Source organism: Dactylosporangium sp. CA-152071 (assembly GCF_050936335.1).
GTDB classification, from domain to species: Bacteria; Actinomycetota; Actinomycetes; order Mycobacteriales; family Micromonosporaceae; genus Dactylosporangium; species Dactylosporangium maewongense.
This window is the reverse complement of record NZ_JBNJMZ010000001.1, coordinates 4635199-4649438: the sequence shown is the minus strand read 5'-3', so window position 1 is coordinate 4649438 and position 14240 is coordinate 4635199. Positions and strand designations below refer to the sequence as shown.

General features: G+C 70.5%; 14 protein-coding genes and 1 pseudogene. 6 read left to right on the top strand and 9 right to left on the bottom strand.

Going from position 1 to position 14240, the window contains the following annotated elements; all coding sequences use genetic code 11:
* The first annotated feature begins 75 nt into the window (after nucleotides 1–75).
* Both ACQEVZ_RS20810 and ACQEVZ_RS20805 read left to right on the top strand, forming a co-directional pair.
* Nucleotides 76–459 (top strand): hypothetical protein, encoded by a 384-nt coding sequence (locus ACQEVZ_RS20810; RefSeq protein WP_344503676.1) that lies wholly within the window; start codon nucleotides 76–78, stop codon nucleotides 457–459.
* Between the two features lie 61 nt (nucleotides 460–520).
* A complete protein-coding gene (locus tag ACQEVZ_RS20805) occupies nucleotides 521–1261 on the top strand; it encodes a FadR/GntR family transcriptional regulator (RefSeq protein ID WP_344503675.1) in 741 nt (246 codons plus the stop codon).
* Nucleotides 1262–1313: 52 nt separating this feature from the next.
* On the opposite strand, the gene ACQEVZ_RS20800 is transcribed toward ACQEVZ_RS20805, so the two are convergent.
* The 3 genes from ACQEVZ_RS20800 to sodN all read right to left on the bottom strand — a co-directional run bounded on the left by ACQEVZ_RS20800 (nucleotide 1314) and on the right by sodN (nucleotide 2725).
* Entirely contained in the window at nucleotides 1314–1742 is a 429-nt protein-coding gene (locus ACQEVZ_RS20800; RefSeq protein WP_344503674.1) for an ATP-binding protein, read from the bottom strand.
* Between the two features lie 25 nt (nucleotides 1743–1767).
* On the bottom strand, nucleotides 1768–2253 hold the full coding sequence (locus ACQEVZ_RS20795) for a GNAT family N-acetyltransferase (RefSeq protein WP_354900344.1): 486 nt from the start codon (nucleotides 2251–2253) through the stop codon (nucleotides 1768–1770).
* Nucleotides 2254–2320: 67 nt separating this feature from the next.
* Nucleotides 2321–2725, bottom strand: coding sequence for a superoxide dismutase, Ni (sodN, locus tag ACQEVZ_RS20790; protein ID WP_344503672.1), 405 nt, complete (start codon nucleotides 2723–2725; stop codon nucleotides 2321–2323).
* 70 nt (nucleotides 2726–2795) lie between these two features.
* Here sodN and ACQEVZ_RS20785 point away from each other — a divergent pair, with 70 nt between their 5' ends.
* The 3 genes from ACQEVZ_RS20785 (at nucleotide 2796) to ACQEVZ_RS20775 (ending at nucleotide 5353) form a co-directional block, all read left to right on the top strand.
* Nucleotides 2796–3110 carry a S24/S26 family peptidase gene (locus ACQEVZ_RS20785; RefSeq protein ID WP_344504009.1) on the top strand — a complete coding sequence of 105 codons (315 nt, stop codon included), beginning with the start codon at nucleotides 2796–2798 and terminating at the stop codon, nucleotides 3108–3110.
* 174 nt (nucleotides 3111–3284) lie between these two features.
* Nucleotides 3285–4403 carry an NAD(P)-dependent malic enzyme gene (locus ACQEVZ_RS20780; RefSeq protein WP_344504008.1) on the top strand — a complete coding sequence of 373 codons (1119 nt, stop codon included), beginning with the start codon at nucleotides 3285–3287 and terminating at the stop codon, nucleotides 4401–4403.
* Nucleotides 4400–5353 (top strand): zinc-binding dehydrogenase, encoded by a 954-nt coding sequence (locus ACQEVZ_RS20775; RefSeq protein ID WP_433376883.1) that lies wholly within the window; start codon nucleotides 4400–4402, stop codon nucleotides 5351–5353. The genes ACQEVZ_RS20780 and ACQEVZ_RS20775 overlap by 4 nt, the downstream gene beginning before the upstream one ends.
* Before the next feature lie 428 nt (nucleotides 5354–5781).
* Here ACQEVZ_RS20775 and ACQEVZ_RS20770 read toward each other — a convergent pair.
* The 3 genes and pseudogenes from ACQEVZ_RS20770 to ACQEVZ_RS20760 form a co-directional block, all read right to left on the bottom strand.
* Nucleotides 5782–6637, bottom strand: a pseudogene (locus ACQEVZ_RS20770) (IS5 family transposase).
* A 133-nt stretch (nucleotides 6638–6770) separates the two neighbouring features.
* Nucleotides 6771–7625: an IS5 family transposase gene (locus ACQEVZ_RS20765; RefSeq protein WP_433368943.1), complete on the bottom strand. Its 855-nt coding sequence runs from the start codon at nucleotides 7623–7625 to the stop codon at nucleotides 6771–6773.
* A 1373-nt stretch (nucleotides 7626–8998) separates the two neighbouring features.
* Entirely contained in the window at nucleotides 8999–9910 is a 912-nt protein-coding gene (locus ACQEVZ_RS20760; protein WP_433368940.1) for an alpha/beta hydrolase family protein, read from the bottom strand.
* A gap of 73 nt (nucleotides 9911–9983) precedes the next feature.
* Here ACQEVZ_RS20760 and ACQEVZ_RS20755 point away from each other — a divergent pair, with 73 nt between their 5' ends.
* Entirely contained in the window at nucleotides 9984–10601 is a 618-nt protein-coding gene (locus ACQEVZ_RS20755) for a Pr6Pr family membrane protein (protein WP_433368937.1), read from the top strand.
* On the opposite strand, the gene ACQEVZ_RS20750 is transcribed toward ACQEVZ_RS20755, so the two are convergent.
* The 3 genes from ACQEVZ_RS20750 to ACQEVZ_RS20740 all read right to left on the bottom strand — a co-directional run bounded on the left by ACQEVZ_RS20750 (nucleotide 10554) and on the right by ACQEVZ_RS20740 (nucleotide 14169).
* Nucleotides 10554–12554, bottom strand: a complete 2001-nt coding sequence (locus tag ACQEVZ_RS20750; RefSeq protein ID WP_433368934.1) for an FAD-linked oxidase C-terminal domain-containing protein — start codon at nucleotides 12552–12554, stop codon at nucleotides 10554–10556. The two genes, ACQEVZ_RS20755 and ACQEVZ_RS20750, sit on opposite strands and share 48 nt — an antisense overlap.
* Before the next feature lie 151 nt (nucleotides 12555–12705).
* Nucleotides 12706–13707, bottom strand: coding sequence for an alpha/beta hydrolase family protein (locus ACQEVZ_RS20745; protein ID WP_433368931.1), 1002 nt, complete (start codon nucleotides 13705–13707; stop codon nucleotides 12706–12708).
* A 285-nt stretch (nucleotides 13708–13992) separates the two neighbouring features.
* Nucleotides 13993–14169: a DUF6104 family protein gene (locus tag ACQEVZ_RS20740; RefSeq protein WP_344503667.1), complete on the bottom strand. Its 177-nt coding sequence runs from the start codon at nucleotides 14167–14169 to the stop codon at nucleotides 13993–13995.
* Nucleotides 14170–14240 lie beyond the last annotated feature (71 nt).

The window sequence follows — 14240 nt, the reverse complement described above, 5'->3', positions numbered from 1 at the left end:
AGCGGCTCGGGTCGCGAGCCACGCAATGCAGGGTCGGCTCGGGCTGACGCCGGAGGCGGCGACGCGAGCGGCGCGGTGACGTCGGAGCGGGAGCCGGCGACCCTGCGGTGGGCGGTGCGGCTGCTGTTCGCGGAGGGCGTCGGGCTGGCCCTGCTCACGCTGGTGATCGTCTATCTGGATGTCACCAGCAAGTCGACGTTCCTCGCCACGGCGCTGTCCTTCACCGGCTACCTGGCGCTCATGACCCTGCTGTTCCTGGGGATCGCCGTCGCGCTGCACCGCCGTCAGCGATGGGCCCGCGGCCCGGGGATCGTCACGCAGATGCTGCAGATGCCGATCGGCTGGACGATGCTCACCCACGGCCAGCCCTACATCGGGGCGCCGCTCTTCGCGCTGGGGCTCGCCGGGGCGATCCTGCTGTTCGCCCCGTCGACGCGGATCGCGCTCGGCATCCGCTGAACGTACGACCTGTGGCGTTGCTGGTCCCGCCGATGGCAGGCGTGACTTACGCTCGGTGGTCGTGACGGTCGCACCCGCCTATCAGGTCCTCGCCGACCGGCTCCGCGTGGAGATCATGTCCGGTCAGCTCCTACCCGGTGCCCGGCTGCCGACGGAGCCGCAGCTCTGTGAGCAGTCCGGGCTGAGCCGGTCCACCGTCCGCGAGGCGCTCCGCCTGCTGAGCAGCCAGCACCTGATCGTCACCACCCGCGGCGTCAACGGCGGCAGCTTCGTGGCCGAGCCCGACGCCCGCACGCTCGGCGAGTCCCTCACCGACGGCATCGGGCTGCTGCTGGCCAGCGGCGCGGTCAAGGGCGACGACTTCCTCGAGGTCCGCCGGATGCTCGAGGTCCCCGCCGCCGGCCTCGCCGCCGCCCGCCGCGAGCCGTGCCATCTGCGCGACCTCGAGGCCGCGATGTTCGACCCCGAGACCGCGACCCTCGACGAGCGCATCGCCGCACACTCGGCGTTTCACCTGGCTGTCGCCGCCGCGTCGGGCAACACGCTGCTCTGCCTGATGGTGCGTCCGCTGTACACCGTGAGCGACCGCAAAGCCGCCGCCCACAACGCCCCGTTGCCGATGTGGAGGATCATCGACCGGGATCACCGTGCGCTGCTGGCGGCCATCGGGGATCAGGACATCGAGCTCGCGATGGAGATCGCCCGCGGGCACATCGACCACGTCAGGCCGGCGGAGCTCCCGCCGGAGCACGCCCGCACCCCGGTCCCCGGAGTCGCCGCACTGAAGGAGCGCCCTCTGTAGGCGCCGGTTCCGGTGGCCCGGTCCTACTTCAGGCGGCCCCTTTGGTCCGGGCCTACTTCGGGCGGCGCTTGGTCAGGCGGATCCGCGCCTGGAGGCCGTCGACCGACGCCGACACCTCGTCGGCGAGCGCGCTGAGCACCTGCCACGCGAAGGACTCGCCCCCGGGCAGCCGCTCCGTCGGCGACCCGAGCGGCACCGACGTCTCGACCGTCAGCGCGTCCGCGGTGACCGTGAACCGGCAGGCCAGCTCGACCGTGTCGCCGAGCTGCGGCGTCTCGCTCGCCACCGCGAGCAGCATCGCGCACGCCTCGTCGACGGCGATGCGCAGGTCTTCGATCTCGTCGAGCGTGAACTGCAGGCGTGCCGCGAGACCCGCGGTCGCGGTGCGCAGCACCCCCAGGTAGGCGGGCGACGCCGGCACGGCCAGCAGCACGACGTCGTCGGCGTCGGATCCGGACCTCTTCGAAACGACCTGAGTCACGCGATGAACCCCCTTGCCCGCGACTCTACGACGTCGCCGCACGCGCCGTGGCGGCGAGTGCGTCCCCGGTGAGCCGGTAGGGCAGCCAGTCCGACTTGTGCCGCGCGCCGAGCGCGTCGTAGAAGCCGCGGGCCGGGTTCCAGTCGAGCACCGCCCACTCCAGCCGCGGGTAGCCGGACTCCACACAGATCTGCGCCAGCTTCGCCACCAGGGCCTTCCCGGCTCCGGTGCCGCGGGCGGCCGGCCGCACGTACAGATCCTCCAGATAGATGCCGTGCACGCCCTCCCACGTGGAGTACGTCCGGAACCACAGCGCCATCCCCACCGTCTCGCCGCCGGTGCAGGCGACGTGGCAGAACACCGCCGGCGCCGGGGCGAAGAGCACCGCCCGCAGCTGCTCCTCCGTCAGATGGCACTCCTCGAGGGCCTTCTCGAACTCCGCGAGCTCATACACCATCCCGACGATCGCCGGCACGTCCTCGTCCGTCGCCGCACGAACTTCCACGCTCATCTATGCACCTCGTCCATGAAAAAGCCCTCCACCCCGCCGTGACGGGGTGGAGGGCACCTCTGGCAGGTCAGGCCTGCTTCGTCTCCCAGAAGATCTTCGCGATCTCATCGATCTTCGCCAGCAGCTGCTCGGCGACGGCCGGGTCGGCCGAGCCCTTCGCGCCGGACGCGCCCGCGAGCTTCGTCGCCTCGTTGAAGAGGCCGTGCAGCTGCGGGTACTTCTCGAAGTGCGGCGGCTTGAAGTAGTCGGTCCACAGCACCCACAGGTGGTGCTTGACCAGCTCGGAACGCTGCTCCTTGATCACCAGTGCCCGAGTGCGAAACTCGGGGTCACTGTTGGCCTGGTACTTCTCGCTGATTGCTTTGACGGACTCGGCCTCAATACGGGCCTGCGCCGGGTCGTAGACACCACACGGCAGGTCGCAGTGGGCGCTCACCACGGTGCGCGGGGTGAATAGCCGCGACAGTCGCATCGAACCCTCCAGGGTGATTTGCGATGATCCTCAGTTGCTGACCCTACTCCTGTCCAAACTCGGGGATTTCATGCGGCTACCGTGGTTCACGGCACTGGTGCACGGCCCGTCGATGGCACCGACGTTGCGCCATGGTGATCGGATTTTCGTTCGCCGCGTCGGGACAGCGCGGCCCGGCGACGTCGTCGTCGGGTGTTTCCGCAGCCGGCCAGGCCTCTTGGTGGTGAAGCGCGTGGCCCGGGCGGAGGCCGGCGGATGGTGGCTGACCGGCGACAACCCCTTCGGATCCGATGGTTCCGAGGTGTACGGGCCGGCCGACGTCATCGGACGTGTGACATTTCGCTGGTGGCCACAACCGGTGCGGCTGCGGCGCGGCGCAGCGTAAGGTGATGCGGATACCGGGTCACCCCCGCTGAATCGCATCATGAGCGCTTTCACCACCCATGCGCTTGGCGGAAACACCAGCATTGTCAGACGTGGCAAAGGAGCCCCCGTGTCTGCACCCGTGACCAATCACGCCCTTGAAGGGCCAGTTTTCGACCTCCATCAGGGCGGCAAGATGTCCGTCCAGTCCAGCGTCCCGCTCGCGACCCGTGAAGATCTCGCCCTGGCGTACACGCCGGGCGTCGCCCAGGTCTGCGAGGCCATCGCCGCCGACGAGGCGCTCGTCCACGAGCTGACCTGGGTCGGCCGGGCCGTCGCCGTGGTCACCGACGGCTCTGCGGTGCTCGGACTGGGCAACATCGGCCCGCGCGCCGCGATGCCGGTCATGGAGGGCAAGGCCGTCCTCTTCAAGCAGTTCGGCGGGGTGGACGCGGTGCCGATCTGCCTGGACACCCAGGACCCCGACGAGATCGTCGCGATCGTCACCGCCCTCGCACCGTCGTTCGGCGGCATCAACCTCGAAGACATCTCCGCGCCGCGGTGCTTCGAGATCGAGCGCCGCCTGGAAGCGACCCTGCCGATCCCCGTCTTCCACGACGACCAGCACGGCACCGCGATCGTCGTGCTCGCCGCGCTGCGCAACGCCGCCCGGGTCCTTGGCCGCGAGCTTCACGACCTGCGCATCGTCGTCAGCGGCGCCGGCGCGGCGGGCGTCGCCGTCACCAAGATGCTCATCAGCGGCGGCGCCGACGCCGGCGAGATCGTCGTGCTCGACTCCCGGGGCTGCCTGCACACCGGCCGCACCGACCTGAACCCGGAGAAGTCAGCGCTCGCGGCCCGTACCAACGCCGGCGGCATCACTGGTGACATCGTCAACGCGCTCCGTGGTGCCGACGTCCTCATCGGCGTCTCCGGCGGCACCATCGGCGAGGCGGCGCTGGCCGGCATGTCACCCGGCGGGGCGATCTTCGCCCTCGCGAACCCGACGCCCGAGGTGCACCCGTCGATCGCCGCGCGCTACGCGTCGGTCGTCGCCACCGGCCGCAGCGACTTCCCCAACCAGATCAACAACGTGCTCGCGTTCCCCGGCATCTTCCGCGGCGCCCTGGAAGCCGGCGCGACCCGGATCACCGACGGCATGAAGGTCGCCGCCGCGTCGGCCATCGCCTCGGTGCTGGCCGCGGACGAGCTCTCGCTGGGCACGATCGTGCCCAGCGCCCTGGACCCGCGCGTCGCCCCGGCCGTGGCCGCCGCGGTCGCCGCCGCCGCCCGCGTCGACGGTGTGTTGAGATAACCGTCATGCGTGCAGCTTTCGCGTCCAGTTTCAACGACGCCGACCCCCTCGCCGGCCTCACGGTCGGCGAGGCTCCGGCGCCTGTCCCGGGTGACGGCTGGGCCGTGGTGGACGTGCGCGCCAGCGCGCTCAACCACCACGACCTGTGGTCGCTGCGCGGCGTCGGCCTCCGCCCCGAGCAGCTGCCGATGATCCTCGGCTGCGACGCCGCGGGCATCGGCCCCGACGGTGCCGAGGTCGTCGTGTATCCGGTGGTCTTCACCCCGTCGGGCGAGGTCTCGATCCTCTCGGAGTTCTACCAGGGCACCGTCGCCGAGCAGGTCACCGTCCCCGCGTACAACCTCGTGCCGAAGCCGGCGGAGCTCACCTTCGCGGAGGTGGCCTGCCTGCCCACGGCGTGGCTCACCGCCTACCGGATGCTCACCACCAAGGGCCGCGTGGAGCCAGACCAGGCCGTCCTGGTCCAGGGCGCCGGCGGCGGCGTCGCGACCGCCGCGATCCTGCTGGCCCAGGCCCTGGGCGCCCGCGTCTACGCCACCTCCCGCGACGCCTCGAAACGCGAGCGCGTCGCCGCCCTCGGCGCCACGGCCCTGGACTCCGGCGCCCGCCTCCCCGAACGCGTCGACGTCATCATCGAAACCGTCGGCGAGGCCACCTTCGACCACTCGATGAAGTGCGCCAAACACGGCGCCCGCATCGTCGTCTCCGGCGCCACCAGCGGCCACCTCCCGAAGGTCAACCTCCGCCGCATGTTCGCCCTGCAGCTGGAGATCCTGGGCACCAGCATGGGCACCCCAGAAGAGCTGTCCGCCCTGATGGCCCTCCTCGCCAACACCGGCGTCCGCCCCGTGATCGACTCGATCATTCCCTTCTCCGAAGCCCGCACCGCCTTCGAAAAACTCCACTCCGGCGACGTCTTCGGCAAGATCGTCCTAGACCACACCACCTGACCCTCCCACCCACGCCGCAGCCGTGGGCGTGCCCGGCCCACCCCAGGCACGCCCACCAGCGCCCGCCCGGCCCCCCACCCAGCCCACACCAACCTGGCTGGAGCCCGCCCCTGACCAGCGCCAGACCTGCCCTCGCTGGCCTTTGACCCGGCCGGATCTCGCTGGTCCCAGACCTGGCTGGTGTCAGACCTGACCAGCACTGGACTTGACCCGCTGGACTTGAACTCGCTGGCCTTGACCAGGCCGGATCTCGCGGGGTCTCGGCCCTGGCTGGTGTCAGACCTGACCGGCGCTGGACTTGACCCCGCTGGACTTGATCGGCGCTGGGCTTGACCTCGCTGGATCGACCCGGCCGGATCTCACTGGTCTCGGCCCTGACCGGTGCCAGACCTGACTCGCGTCAGACTTAGAGCGACCGGCAGTAGGTGTCACTTGAGCCTGCGGGTGGTGGGTCGGGCGTCCCAGCGGTAGAGGGTGCGGGCTCGGGTGATGAGTTGACGGATTGTGACGATCGCGGCGGCCAGGTACAGGTAGAAGTCGATGATCCGGGCGTCCCGGTCGGTGCAGCGGCGGATCTTGCCGAACCCGTTCATCCAGGGGTTCGTCCTCTCTACCGCCCAGCGTTTGCCGACCTGGATCGGGGCGGGCACGCCTTTACGGGCGATCTGCGCGTTGAAGCCGAGTTCTTCGAGCAGGTCACGGCTGCGGTTGTTGTCGTAGCCGCGGTCCAGGTGCGCGGTGACCTGTTCGGGCCAGTGGTGCCGGAGTTGGGCGCTGCACGCTTCGAAGGTGTCCCGTAGCAGCGGCGAGTCGTGCCGGTTGGCGGTGGCTGCGGTGACCCCGAGCGGGATGCCGTAGCCGTCGACGCCGGTCGAGCGTTTCATCCCGCCCTTGCCGCGGTCGGCCGGGGACCGGCCGGCCCGGTCCCCGCCGCACGGTGCCTTGGTGATCGCGCCGTCGGCGCTGACATCGGCCAGGTCCAGGCCGATCATGCGGTCGTAGGCGTCCAGGGCCAGTTCATGAAGCTGCTCGCCCAGGCCGGCCTCGGCCCACAGTTGCAGGCGTCGGCGGATCGTACGGTCTGAGCAGTGTTCGGTGGCCACGCGCTCGTAGCCCGAGCCGTGCACCAGCGCGGCGATGACATGCTCGAACACGACCCGGTTCGCCGATCAGGCGCCGGTGACAACCGAGGGGATGCGTTGGGTCGAACCCGGGTTGCTCGGGACACAGCGCGGTGAACTGGACCCAGATCGGTTCGAACAGCGATGATGGCAGGGCAGGCACGGGACTCCGTCGGTCACTGAGCGTAGAGAACTCCGATGATCGATGTCTCGTGCCTGTCTGCTACTTCGGGTGCCTACCTGTCCGAATCTTGGTCCCTACTGCCGGTCGCTCTTAGAGCGACCGGCGATAGGTGTCATTTGAGTCGGCGGGTGGTTGGTCGGGTGTCCCAGCGGTAGAGCGTGCGGGCTCGTTGGATGAGTTGACGGATGGTGACGATCGCGGCGGCCAGGTACAGGTAGAAGTCGACGATCGTGGCGTCGCGGTCGGTGCAGCGGCGGATCTTGCCGAAGCTGTTCATCCATGAGTTCGTGCGCTCGACGACCCAGCGTTTGCCGATCTGGATCGGGGCGGGTATGCCCTTGCGGGCGATCTGCGCGTCGAAGCCGAGTTCGTCGAGCAGGTCACGGCAGCGGTTGTTGTCGTAGCCGCGATCCAGGTGTGCGGTGACCTGCTCAGGCCAGCGGTGGCGCAGTTGGGTGCTGCACGCTTCGAAGGTGTCACGCAGCAACGGCGAGTCGTGCCGGTTGGCGCCGGCGCCGGTCATCCCGAGTGGGATGCCGTAGCCGTCCACGCCGGTCGAGCGTTTCATACCGCCTTTGCCGCGGTCGACCGGGGACCGGCCAGCCCGGTCCCCGCCGCACGGCGCTTTCGTGATGGCGCCGTCGGCGCTGACATCGGTCAGGTCCAGCCCGATCATCCGGTCGTAGGCGTCCAGGGCAAGCTCGTGGACCTGTTCACCGAGACCGGCATCGGCCCACAACCGCAGACGCCGGCGGATCGTCCGGTCCGAGCAGGCATCCGACGCGACACGTTCATAGCCGGACCCGTGCACCAGCGCAGCGATGACGTGCTCGAACACCACCCGGTCCGGGATCCGGCGGCGGTGGCAGCCCAGAGGATGCGACGGGTCGAACTCGGGTTGCTCAGGCCACAGCGCGGCGAACTGGACCCAGACAGGCTCGAACAACGAAGATGGCAGCGCAGGCACGGGACTCCATCGGTCACGAAGCGTAGAGAACTCCGATGATCGATGAACCCGTGCCTGTCCTGCATCCCGGGCCTCAACCCGCCCGAATCCTGACACCTATCGCCGGTCGCTCTTAATCCGCACCGGTCCTGAATCCGCACCGGTCCTGACTCCGCACCGGCCCTGACCCCGCGCTGGACGTGGCCCCGTGACCCGCGCCGGACCTGGCCAGCCGGCCCTGGCCCGCGCTGAACCCAGCCTGCGGCGCAAGCGGTGGCGTCGCGGCGATGGGCGTACGACGGCGTCCCGGCTGGCGTCCCGTGGAACAGGCTGTTGCCGCCGGTGGGTGATCGTGGGCGGGTCGTCTTGGTGGCGCTCGATTGCGGACTCGAGCCAGAGCAGGTGTGCGGTTGCCCGTCTTGGTGCCCGCGGTGAGGCTGCCGGTCGGCGACGTGAGGCTGTGACTTGCGAAGCGACGAGTCGGCCGGCGGATCAGCCCCAGGCAGGCCGCACGGCCGTTGTGCGTTGGTGACGGCGGTGCGGGTGGCCGGCCCGGTCGCGGTGGTGCGGCCGGACGTGCTGCTGATCGGACGGCCCGCGATGGCGATAGCGGTGCGAACGCTTGGTGCGCTGGAATGGTTTGCGATCCTGGCCGGGTCGTCGGGCCACTGGGCACTGACACCACCTCGGGCGGTGGCGGCGTTGCTGCCCTGCCGACGGACCGTGGCCGTGGCGGCGTTGCTCCCCTCTGGGTGAGTTGTGGTGGCGGCGTCGCGCCCGCTTGGACGGGCGGTGGCGGTGTCGTTGCTTCCCTGCGGGTGGGTCGCGGCGGAGGCGTTGCGCCCCCGTGGACGGACTGTGCTGGAGGCGGCGTTGCTGCCCTGCGGACTGACTGTGCTGGCGGCGGTGCGGCAGGCCGCGGGTGAGGTGGGGTATCCGGGCGCGGCGCCGTGCTCATGCTTCTGGGCAGTGCGGTCTCCGGCGCGGGACGGGTTGCCGGGGCGGGAGTCTGAACGGTGGGCCGTGCTGGTGGCGGTGCGGCGCAGCCCGGCGACGGCGACCCAATAGCGGCGGCGCCCGGTGGGGTGGGGTGGGGGCCGGCCAGGACGCGGGCGTTGCGCAGGCGGGTCAGCTTGGTCGCATGGCGGGTGGCCAGGCCGTGCCTGCGGGCCTCGGCGAACTCCGCCTTGGCCCGCTGCCGCTCCTCGCGACGGCGGGTGTGCTCGGCGGCCTGGGCTGCCAGGCGGGCGCGCGAGTCGATCTGGCCGGTGATGCAGCGGCTGGCGTCAGGGGCTTCCAGCGAAAAATATGGTCGTGGCACGGCTTGCCTCCCCCCGAGAGCCGAACTCACCGCCTCGATTCCTATGCTAGCATATGACCATAGCGTCTCAGGATCACAGGCGATCGTCGAAGGAGGGGCCTTGCGGGAGTTGTCGGCGGGCCGTGGGGTCTCCGTAGAGCTCGAGGAGCAGGAACGCCAAGGTCACCGAGCGGACCTCGGCGTAAGAGGTGACGTCCGGGCGGAGATAGGGGTCGTTGTGGTTGCCGCCGGGGACGGTCAGCATCGCCTTCGACCAGGGGACCAACTCGTAAGTGGCCTTGCCGGAGGCGTAGGAGACCAAGGGGTCGGCGTCGCCGTGGACGAAGAGGAGCGAGGCCGGGGTGCCGGTGAAGGCGGTGCCCACGCCCAGGCCGCTGCCGGCCAGGACGACGCCGGCGTGGAGGCGGGCGTCGCGGCTCGCGGTGAAGAGGCCGACGGTGGTGATGGCGCCGGCGGAGTGGCCGGCGGCTGCGAGGCGGGTGTTGTCGATGCGTTTGCCGAGTGGGCCGGCGAGCACCTGGCTCAGCACGAAGCTGGCGTCGGCGGGCTGGTTGAGCACGTCGTAGACGTCCAGGCGGGGGGCGCTGCGGGTCGTGTTGGGATACGCGGGGGCGATCACCGCGAAGCCGGCCGACGCCCATGCGGTGAGCAGCGGTGCGAAGGCCTCGGGGGTGCCGTTGAGGCCGTGGCTGAAGATGACCGCCGGCACGCGGGTGGTGGACGAGGGCATCCAGATGACGGTGCGCAGGACGCGGCCTTCACGGCTGTAGGTCACCTCCTGGCGCGACACGTCGAGCGCGGCCTGCGGCACGGGGAGAGGGGGTAGCGGCGTGACGTGGGCGAGTTGTGGGGCGACGGTCGCGGCCGGGGAAGGCGACGGCGTGACCCACTTGGCCGGTGCCGGCTGGCCTGTGCAGCCAGCGAGACCCGGGGTAGCGAGGCCGGCGAGGCCAGCGGTCAGCAGGGCCACGACGAGACGGCGCATGGCATCCAAGGTACGAGGCGGACACCACGAACAAGGCTGGCCCGGCGGGCGATTTACGGCTAGGTTGCGGCGCATGTCCGTCGTCTTCCGGGTGCTCACCGCGGTGAGTGCGCTGACCGGGATCGTCCTGCTGCTCGACTTCACAAACGGCGACGGGGGAGTGTTCGTCTACTTCACCGTGCAGAGCAGTGTGATCATCGCGGTGGTGTCGGCCGTGGCGGCGCTGCGGCCGGTGCCGGGGTGGGTGCGTGGGGCGGCGACGCTGTACAGCTGCATCACCGGCACGGTGTATCAATCGTTGCTGGCGAATCCGTCCAGCCCGTTCCACGTGGTGGATTCGGGGGCGCACGCACCGCACAACCTGCTGCTGCACACGGTGACGCCGATCCTCGCCGCGGTCACCTGGCTGTTCGTCGACAGGGAGCCGGTCCGCTGGTGGTATGCGGCCGTATGGCTCGGCTACCCCTTGGCGTATCTGGCCTTTGCGCTGGTACGAGGTGCGATCGTCGACAAGTATCCGTATCCGTTCGTCGACGCGAACGAGCTCGGCTACGGCGGTGTGACGATCTCGGCGCTCGGCTTCACCGTGGCGTTCTTCCTGCTCGGGCTGCTGCTCATCGGGCTGGGCGAGGGAATCCGGCGATTAACTGGGCAACAGCGCGCCAGGGTTGAGGATCCCGCGGGGATCTAGCGTGCGCTTCGCGGCCCGCAGCACGTCGGTGAAGAGGGGGTCCCGCTCGAGCCACGGCAGGTGGTCCCGGCCGACCGCGTGATGGTGGGTGATGGTGCCGCCGGCGCTGGTGATGGCCGTGCTGACGGCGGCCTTGATCTCGTCCCAGATCATGACCTCGGCGCCGCGCCGGGCCGGCGTGATGATGGTGAAGTAGGGCGCCGGGCCGTCCGGGTACGCGTGAGTGATCCGGCAGGTGACCACGGCGACGCGGGCCGGGGCGGCGGCCTGCGCGGCGGCGATCACGGCCGCGTGCAGTGCCTCGAAGCGGCTCCACGTGCACGCGGTCTCGACGGTTTCGACGATGAGGCCGAGCCTGATGAGGGCATCGCGGGTGTACGGCGCCCGCAGAAACGACGATCGCCAGTTGCCGACATCGCCGCTCCGCCCCGAGCTGCCGCCGGCGACGCCTCTACCTGAACGGCCGGAGCCGGCAAAGCCACCGCTGGACCGGCTGGAGGCACCGGAGCCGCCGCTGGAGAGGCCGCGGCCGGAGCTACCCGGACCGAGGTCGTCGCCGGAGCCGGCAGCGCCGCCGGAGCGTTGATCAGCGCTGTCGGAGTTGGGGGTGGAGCCGCTGGCGTTGTGGGCGGGGCGGTTGGAGTCACCCGGGTCGGGGATGTAGTCGGTGTCGGGGGCGCTGTCGGGGTGTTGAGCGCTGCCGTAGGGGCGGTGAGCGGCGCTGGGGGAGTTGGGCGTGGAGCCGCCGGTGTTGGGGGCGGGGCGGCTGGAGTCACCCGGGTCGAGGGTGTCGTCGGCGCCGGTGGGGCGGTGAGCAGTGCTGGCGGGGTTGGGAGTGGAGGCGCCGGTGTTGTGGGCGGGGCGGCCGGGGGCGGTGGGGTGGGGAGTGTGGCCGGGGGTGCCGCCGTGGTCGGCGCAGAGGGTGAGGGCGTCGTCCAGGAGGGGCACAGTCGGGCCTTCGAAGCCGAGCAGCAGCCGGGCCTGGCCGTCGGTGGCGCCGGCGTTCAGCATCGCCTCCACGGGGTCGAGGAGGCGGCAGTTGCTGGGGCGGAGGCCTGCCTGCAGGAGGGCGCGCATGGCGGCGATGCCCTGGTCGTACGCCGGGAAGGCCACCGACGTCGAGGCCTTGGCCGTTGGGCGAGGCGTGACGCGCAGCCACGCCTCCACGATCACCCCCAGCGTCCCCTCCGAGCCCGCGAACAGGCGGTCCGTCGACGGGCCGGCGCCGCTGGACGGCACCCGTAGCGACTCCACCGGGCCCTGCGGCGTGATCACCCGCAGGGCTGAGACGGCGTCGTCGATGCGGGTCGGGCCGGTCGCGTAGTGGCCGGCGGCGCGGGTCGCGATCCATCCCCCGACGGTGGAGAACTCGAAGCTCTGCGGGTAGTGGCGCAGCGTCAGGTCGTGCGGGCGGAGAGCCTGTTCGAGGGCCGGGCCGGAGACGCCGGCCTGCACCCGGACGGCGTGGTTGACGTCGTCGATCTCGAGGACCCGGCCGAGGCGGGACAGGTCCAGCGAAACCCAGGGGGCGTCCCCGCGGTATTCGACGCCGCCCACGACGGAGGTGCCGCCGCCGTACGGGACGACGGCCGCCCCCACCGCCTCGGCCCAGTCGAGCGCGGCGACGACGTCGTGCCCGGTCCGCGGGAAACAGACCAGGTCAGGAGGGTTGTCGAGCCGGCCGCGCAGCGCTCGGATCACGTCGCGGAAGGCCTTGCCGTACGTGTGCGACGCCCGCGTCATCGAGTCGGCGGCGAACGCCTCCTGCATGATCGACGGAGGAATCAGGCGCGGCGGGGGCAGGACCGGGTCGTACGGCACCGGCAGCACCGACCCGTCGATGGGCATCCACGGCCGCAGCGACGTCTCGGCGAGGCGCCGGCAGGCGTCGTCGTCGAGGGCCTCGTCGGCCCAGCCCCAGCCCCACCACGACCGTTCCCGCCACGCGGTCATTGACGGAGAGTGCCACAATCCGACACGTTCGGCCACTGTCCGAGGGGCAGGTCATCGGTATTCTGTCGGCCATGCCCGATGAGCGCATTGACCCAAGCCAGAACACTCAGGCATTTCAGGCGTGGGTGGACAACAGCAACAACGAGACGGCTCAGCCAGCCGCGACCGGCTCCAAGGTCGGCCTCATCGTGGCCGGCGCCGTCGTCGCGGTCGTGGTGATCGTCGTCGTGGTGTTCGCGCTGCTGTAGATCCCCACCGATTCGAAGCGGGTCACCCCGTCGAGCCGGGCGTCGTCGTCCAGCCTGGCCTGGGCGATCTCGTCGCCGTCGAGCGCCCAGGCCAGGAAGTTCAGCAGCGTCGCCATCGCCTGGTGGTGCCCGCGCTCCGGGTCGTTGGTGGCGGCGCCGTGCTCGCCACCGATGATCGTCAGGAACGCCTTCGGCCACGGGTCCGCGGCGTACGACGTGCGCCCCTGCTCATACGCCACGACCGGGTCCTTGTCGCCGTGCACGAACAGCAGCGGCACCGGGCTGCCCTGGTACTTCCCGGCCGGCCGGCCCGCGAAGATGACCCCGGCCTTGAGGCGCGGGTCGCGGTGCACCGTGAACAGCCCGTCGGTGGTGGTCCCGCCGCCGGAGTGCCCGATCGCCGCCATCCGCTCGGAGTCGATGCTGTCGGCCAGCGGATTCCCGGGCTGCAGCATCTGCGTGATGACGAACGACGCGTCCAGCGACTGGTTGGGCACGTCGAACTTGTTGAACTTCGGCGTGTCCTTCTTCGTGAACGGGTACGCCGGCGCGACGACCACGTACCCGGCCTCGGCCAGGAACTTGGTCATGCCCTCCTGCATCTGCGGGTTGCTGTAGAAGCCGTGGCTCCACAGGATCAGCGGCAGCTTCCCCGGCAGCACCTCGGCGCTGACCTGCACCTGCCCCTTGCTCCGCCGGGAGGAGCCGCGCGTCGGGTACCACACGGTGGTGGGTAGCGGCCGGTCCTTGCCCCGGGCAAAGTCGAAGTGCCGCACGCCGATGGCATGGCCGCTGACCCGGGTCGCCTCGGCGCCGGCTGCGGCGGCCAGGGGCTGCTCCTCCGCTGCCCCTGAGGCCGAAAAAGCGCCGCCCAGAAGGAGCAGGGCGGCGGCCAGGAGCGACACGGTTGCGGATCGGTTGCGACTTCGGGGCACGTACAGAATGTAGGTGCCCCATGCGCTACGCCGGGATCACCCGACTGGGGACAATCGATTGTCTTGCCGGACTACACCAAGTTGTTCCCGAACGACCCAATTGGCGGATGCGCCCCGCAGCCACATTGATTTGCAGCGCCCGATTGCACTGATAAATCGGATATGTCCGTCATTCTGGCGACCGCCAAAGCCGACCGTTGTGGTCGCTGCGGCAGGTGTACGACCAGTGCCCGCGCGGGCGTGGACGGACATCGGTCAGTCCTCGTCGTCGTCCAGGCGGGCCAGGTAGACGGCGAGGCGTTCGATCGGCGTCTCGAACTCGGGGTTCTGGTCGACGAAGTCGCGGAGGCGCTCGGCCAGCCACTCCAGCGTGACCTCCTCCTCGCCCCGGCGCTGGGCGAGCTCCTCGATGCCGCGATCGGTGAAGTACATGGGCACCTCCAAAGGAACCGGGGAGGGCGCGAGCCCTCCCCGGAACGGAACGAACGAACGAACCAAACAAA

What these genes read in the sequence shown, in the direction of transcription:
- ACQEVZ_RS20795 (WP_354900344.1), bottom strand. Translation starts at nt 2,253, where the DNA reads ATGAGCGTGGAAGTTCGTGCGGCGACGGACGAGGACGTGCCGGCGATC.
- sodN (WP_344503672.1), bottom strand. Translation starts at nt 2,725, where the DNA reads ATGCGACTGTCGCGGCTATTCACCCCGCGCACCGTGGTGAGCGCCCAC.
- ACQEVZ_RS20785 (WP_344504009.1), top strand. Translation starts at nt 2,796, where the DNA reads ATGCGGCTACCGTGGTTCACGGCACTGGTGCACGGCCCGTCGATGGCA.
- ACQEVZ_RS20780 (WP_344504008.1), top strand. Translation starts at nt 3,285, where the DNA reads ATGTCCGTCCAGTCCAGCGTCCCGCTCGCGACCCGTGAAGATCTCGCC.
- ACQEVZ_RS20760 (WP_433368940.1), bottom strand. Translation starts at nt 9,910, where the DNA reads ATGCGCCGTCTCGTCGTGGCCCTGCTGACCGCTGGCCTCGCCGGCCTC.
- ACQEVZ_RS20755 (WP_433368937.1), top strand. Translation starts at nt 9,984, where the DNA reads ATGTCCGTCGTCTTCCGGGTGCTCACCGCGGTGAGTGCGCTGACCGGG.
- ACQEVZ_RS20750 (WP_433368934.1), bottom strand. Translation starts at nt 12,554, where the DNA reads ATGACCGCGTGGCGGGAACGGTCGTGGTGGGGCTGGGGCTGGGCCGAC.
- ACQEVZ_RS20740 (WP_344503667.1), bottom strand. Translation starts at nt 14,169, where the DNA reads ATGTACTTCACCGATCGCGGCATCGAGGAGCTCGCCCAGCGCCGGGGC.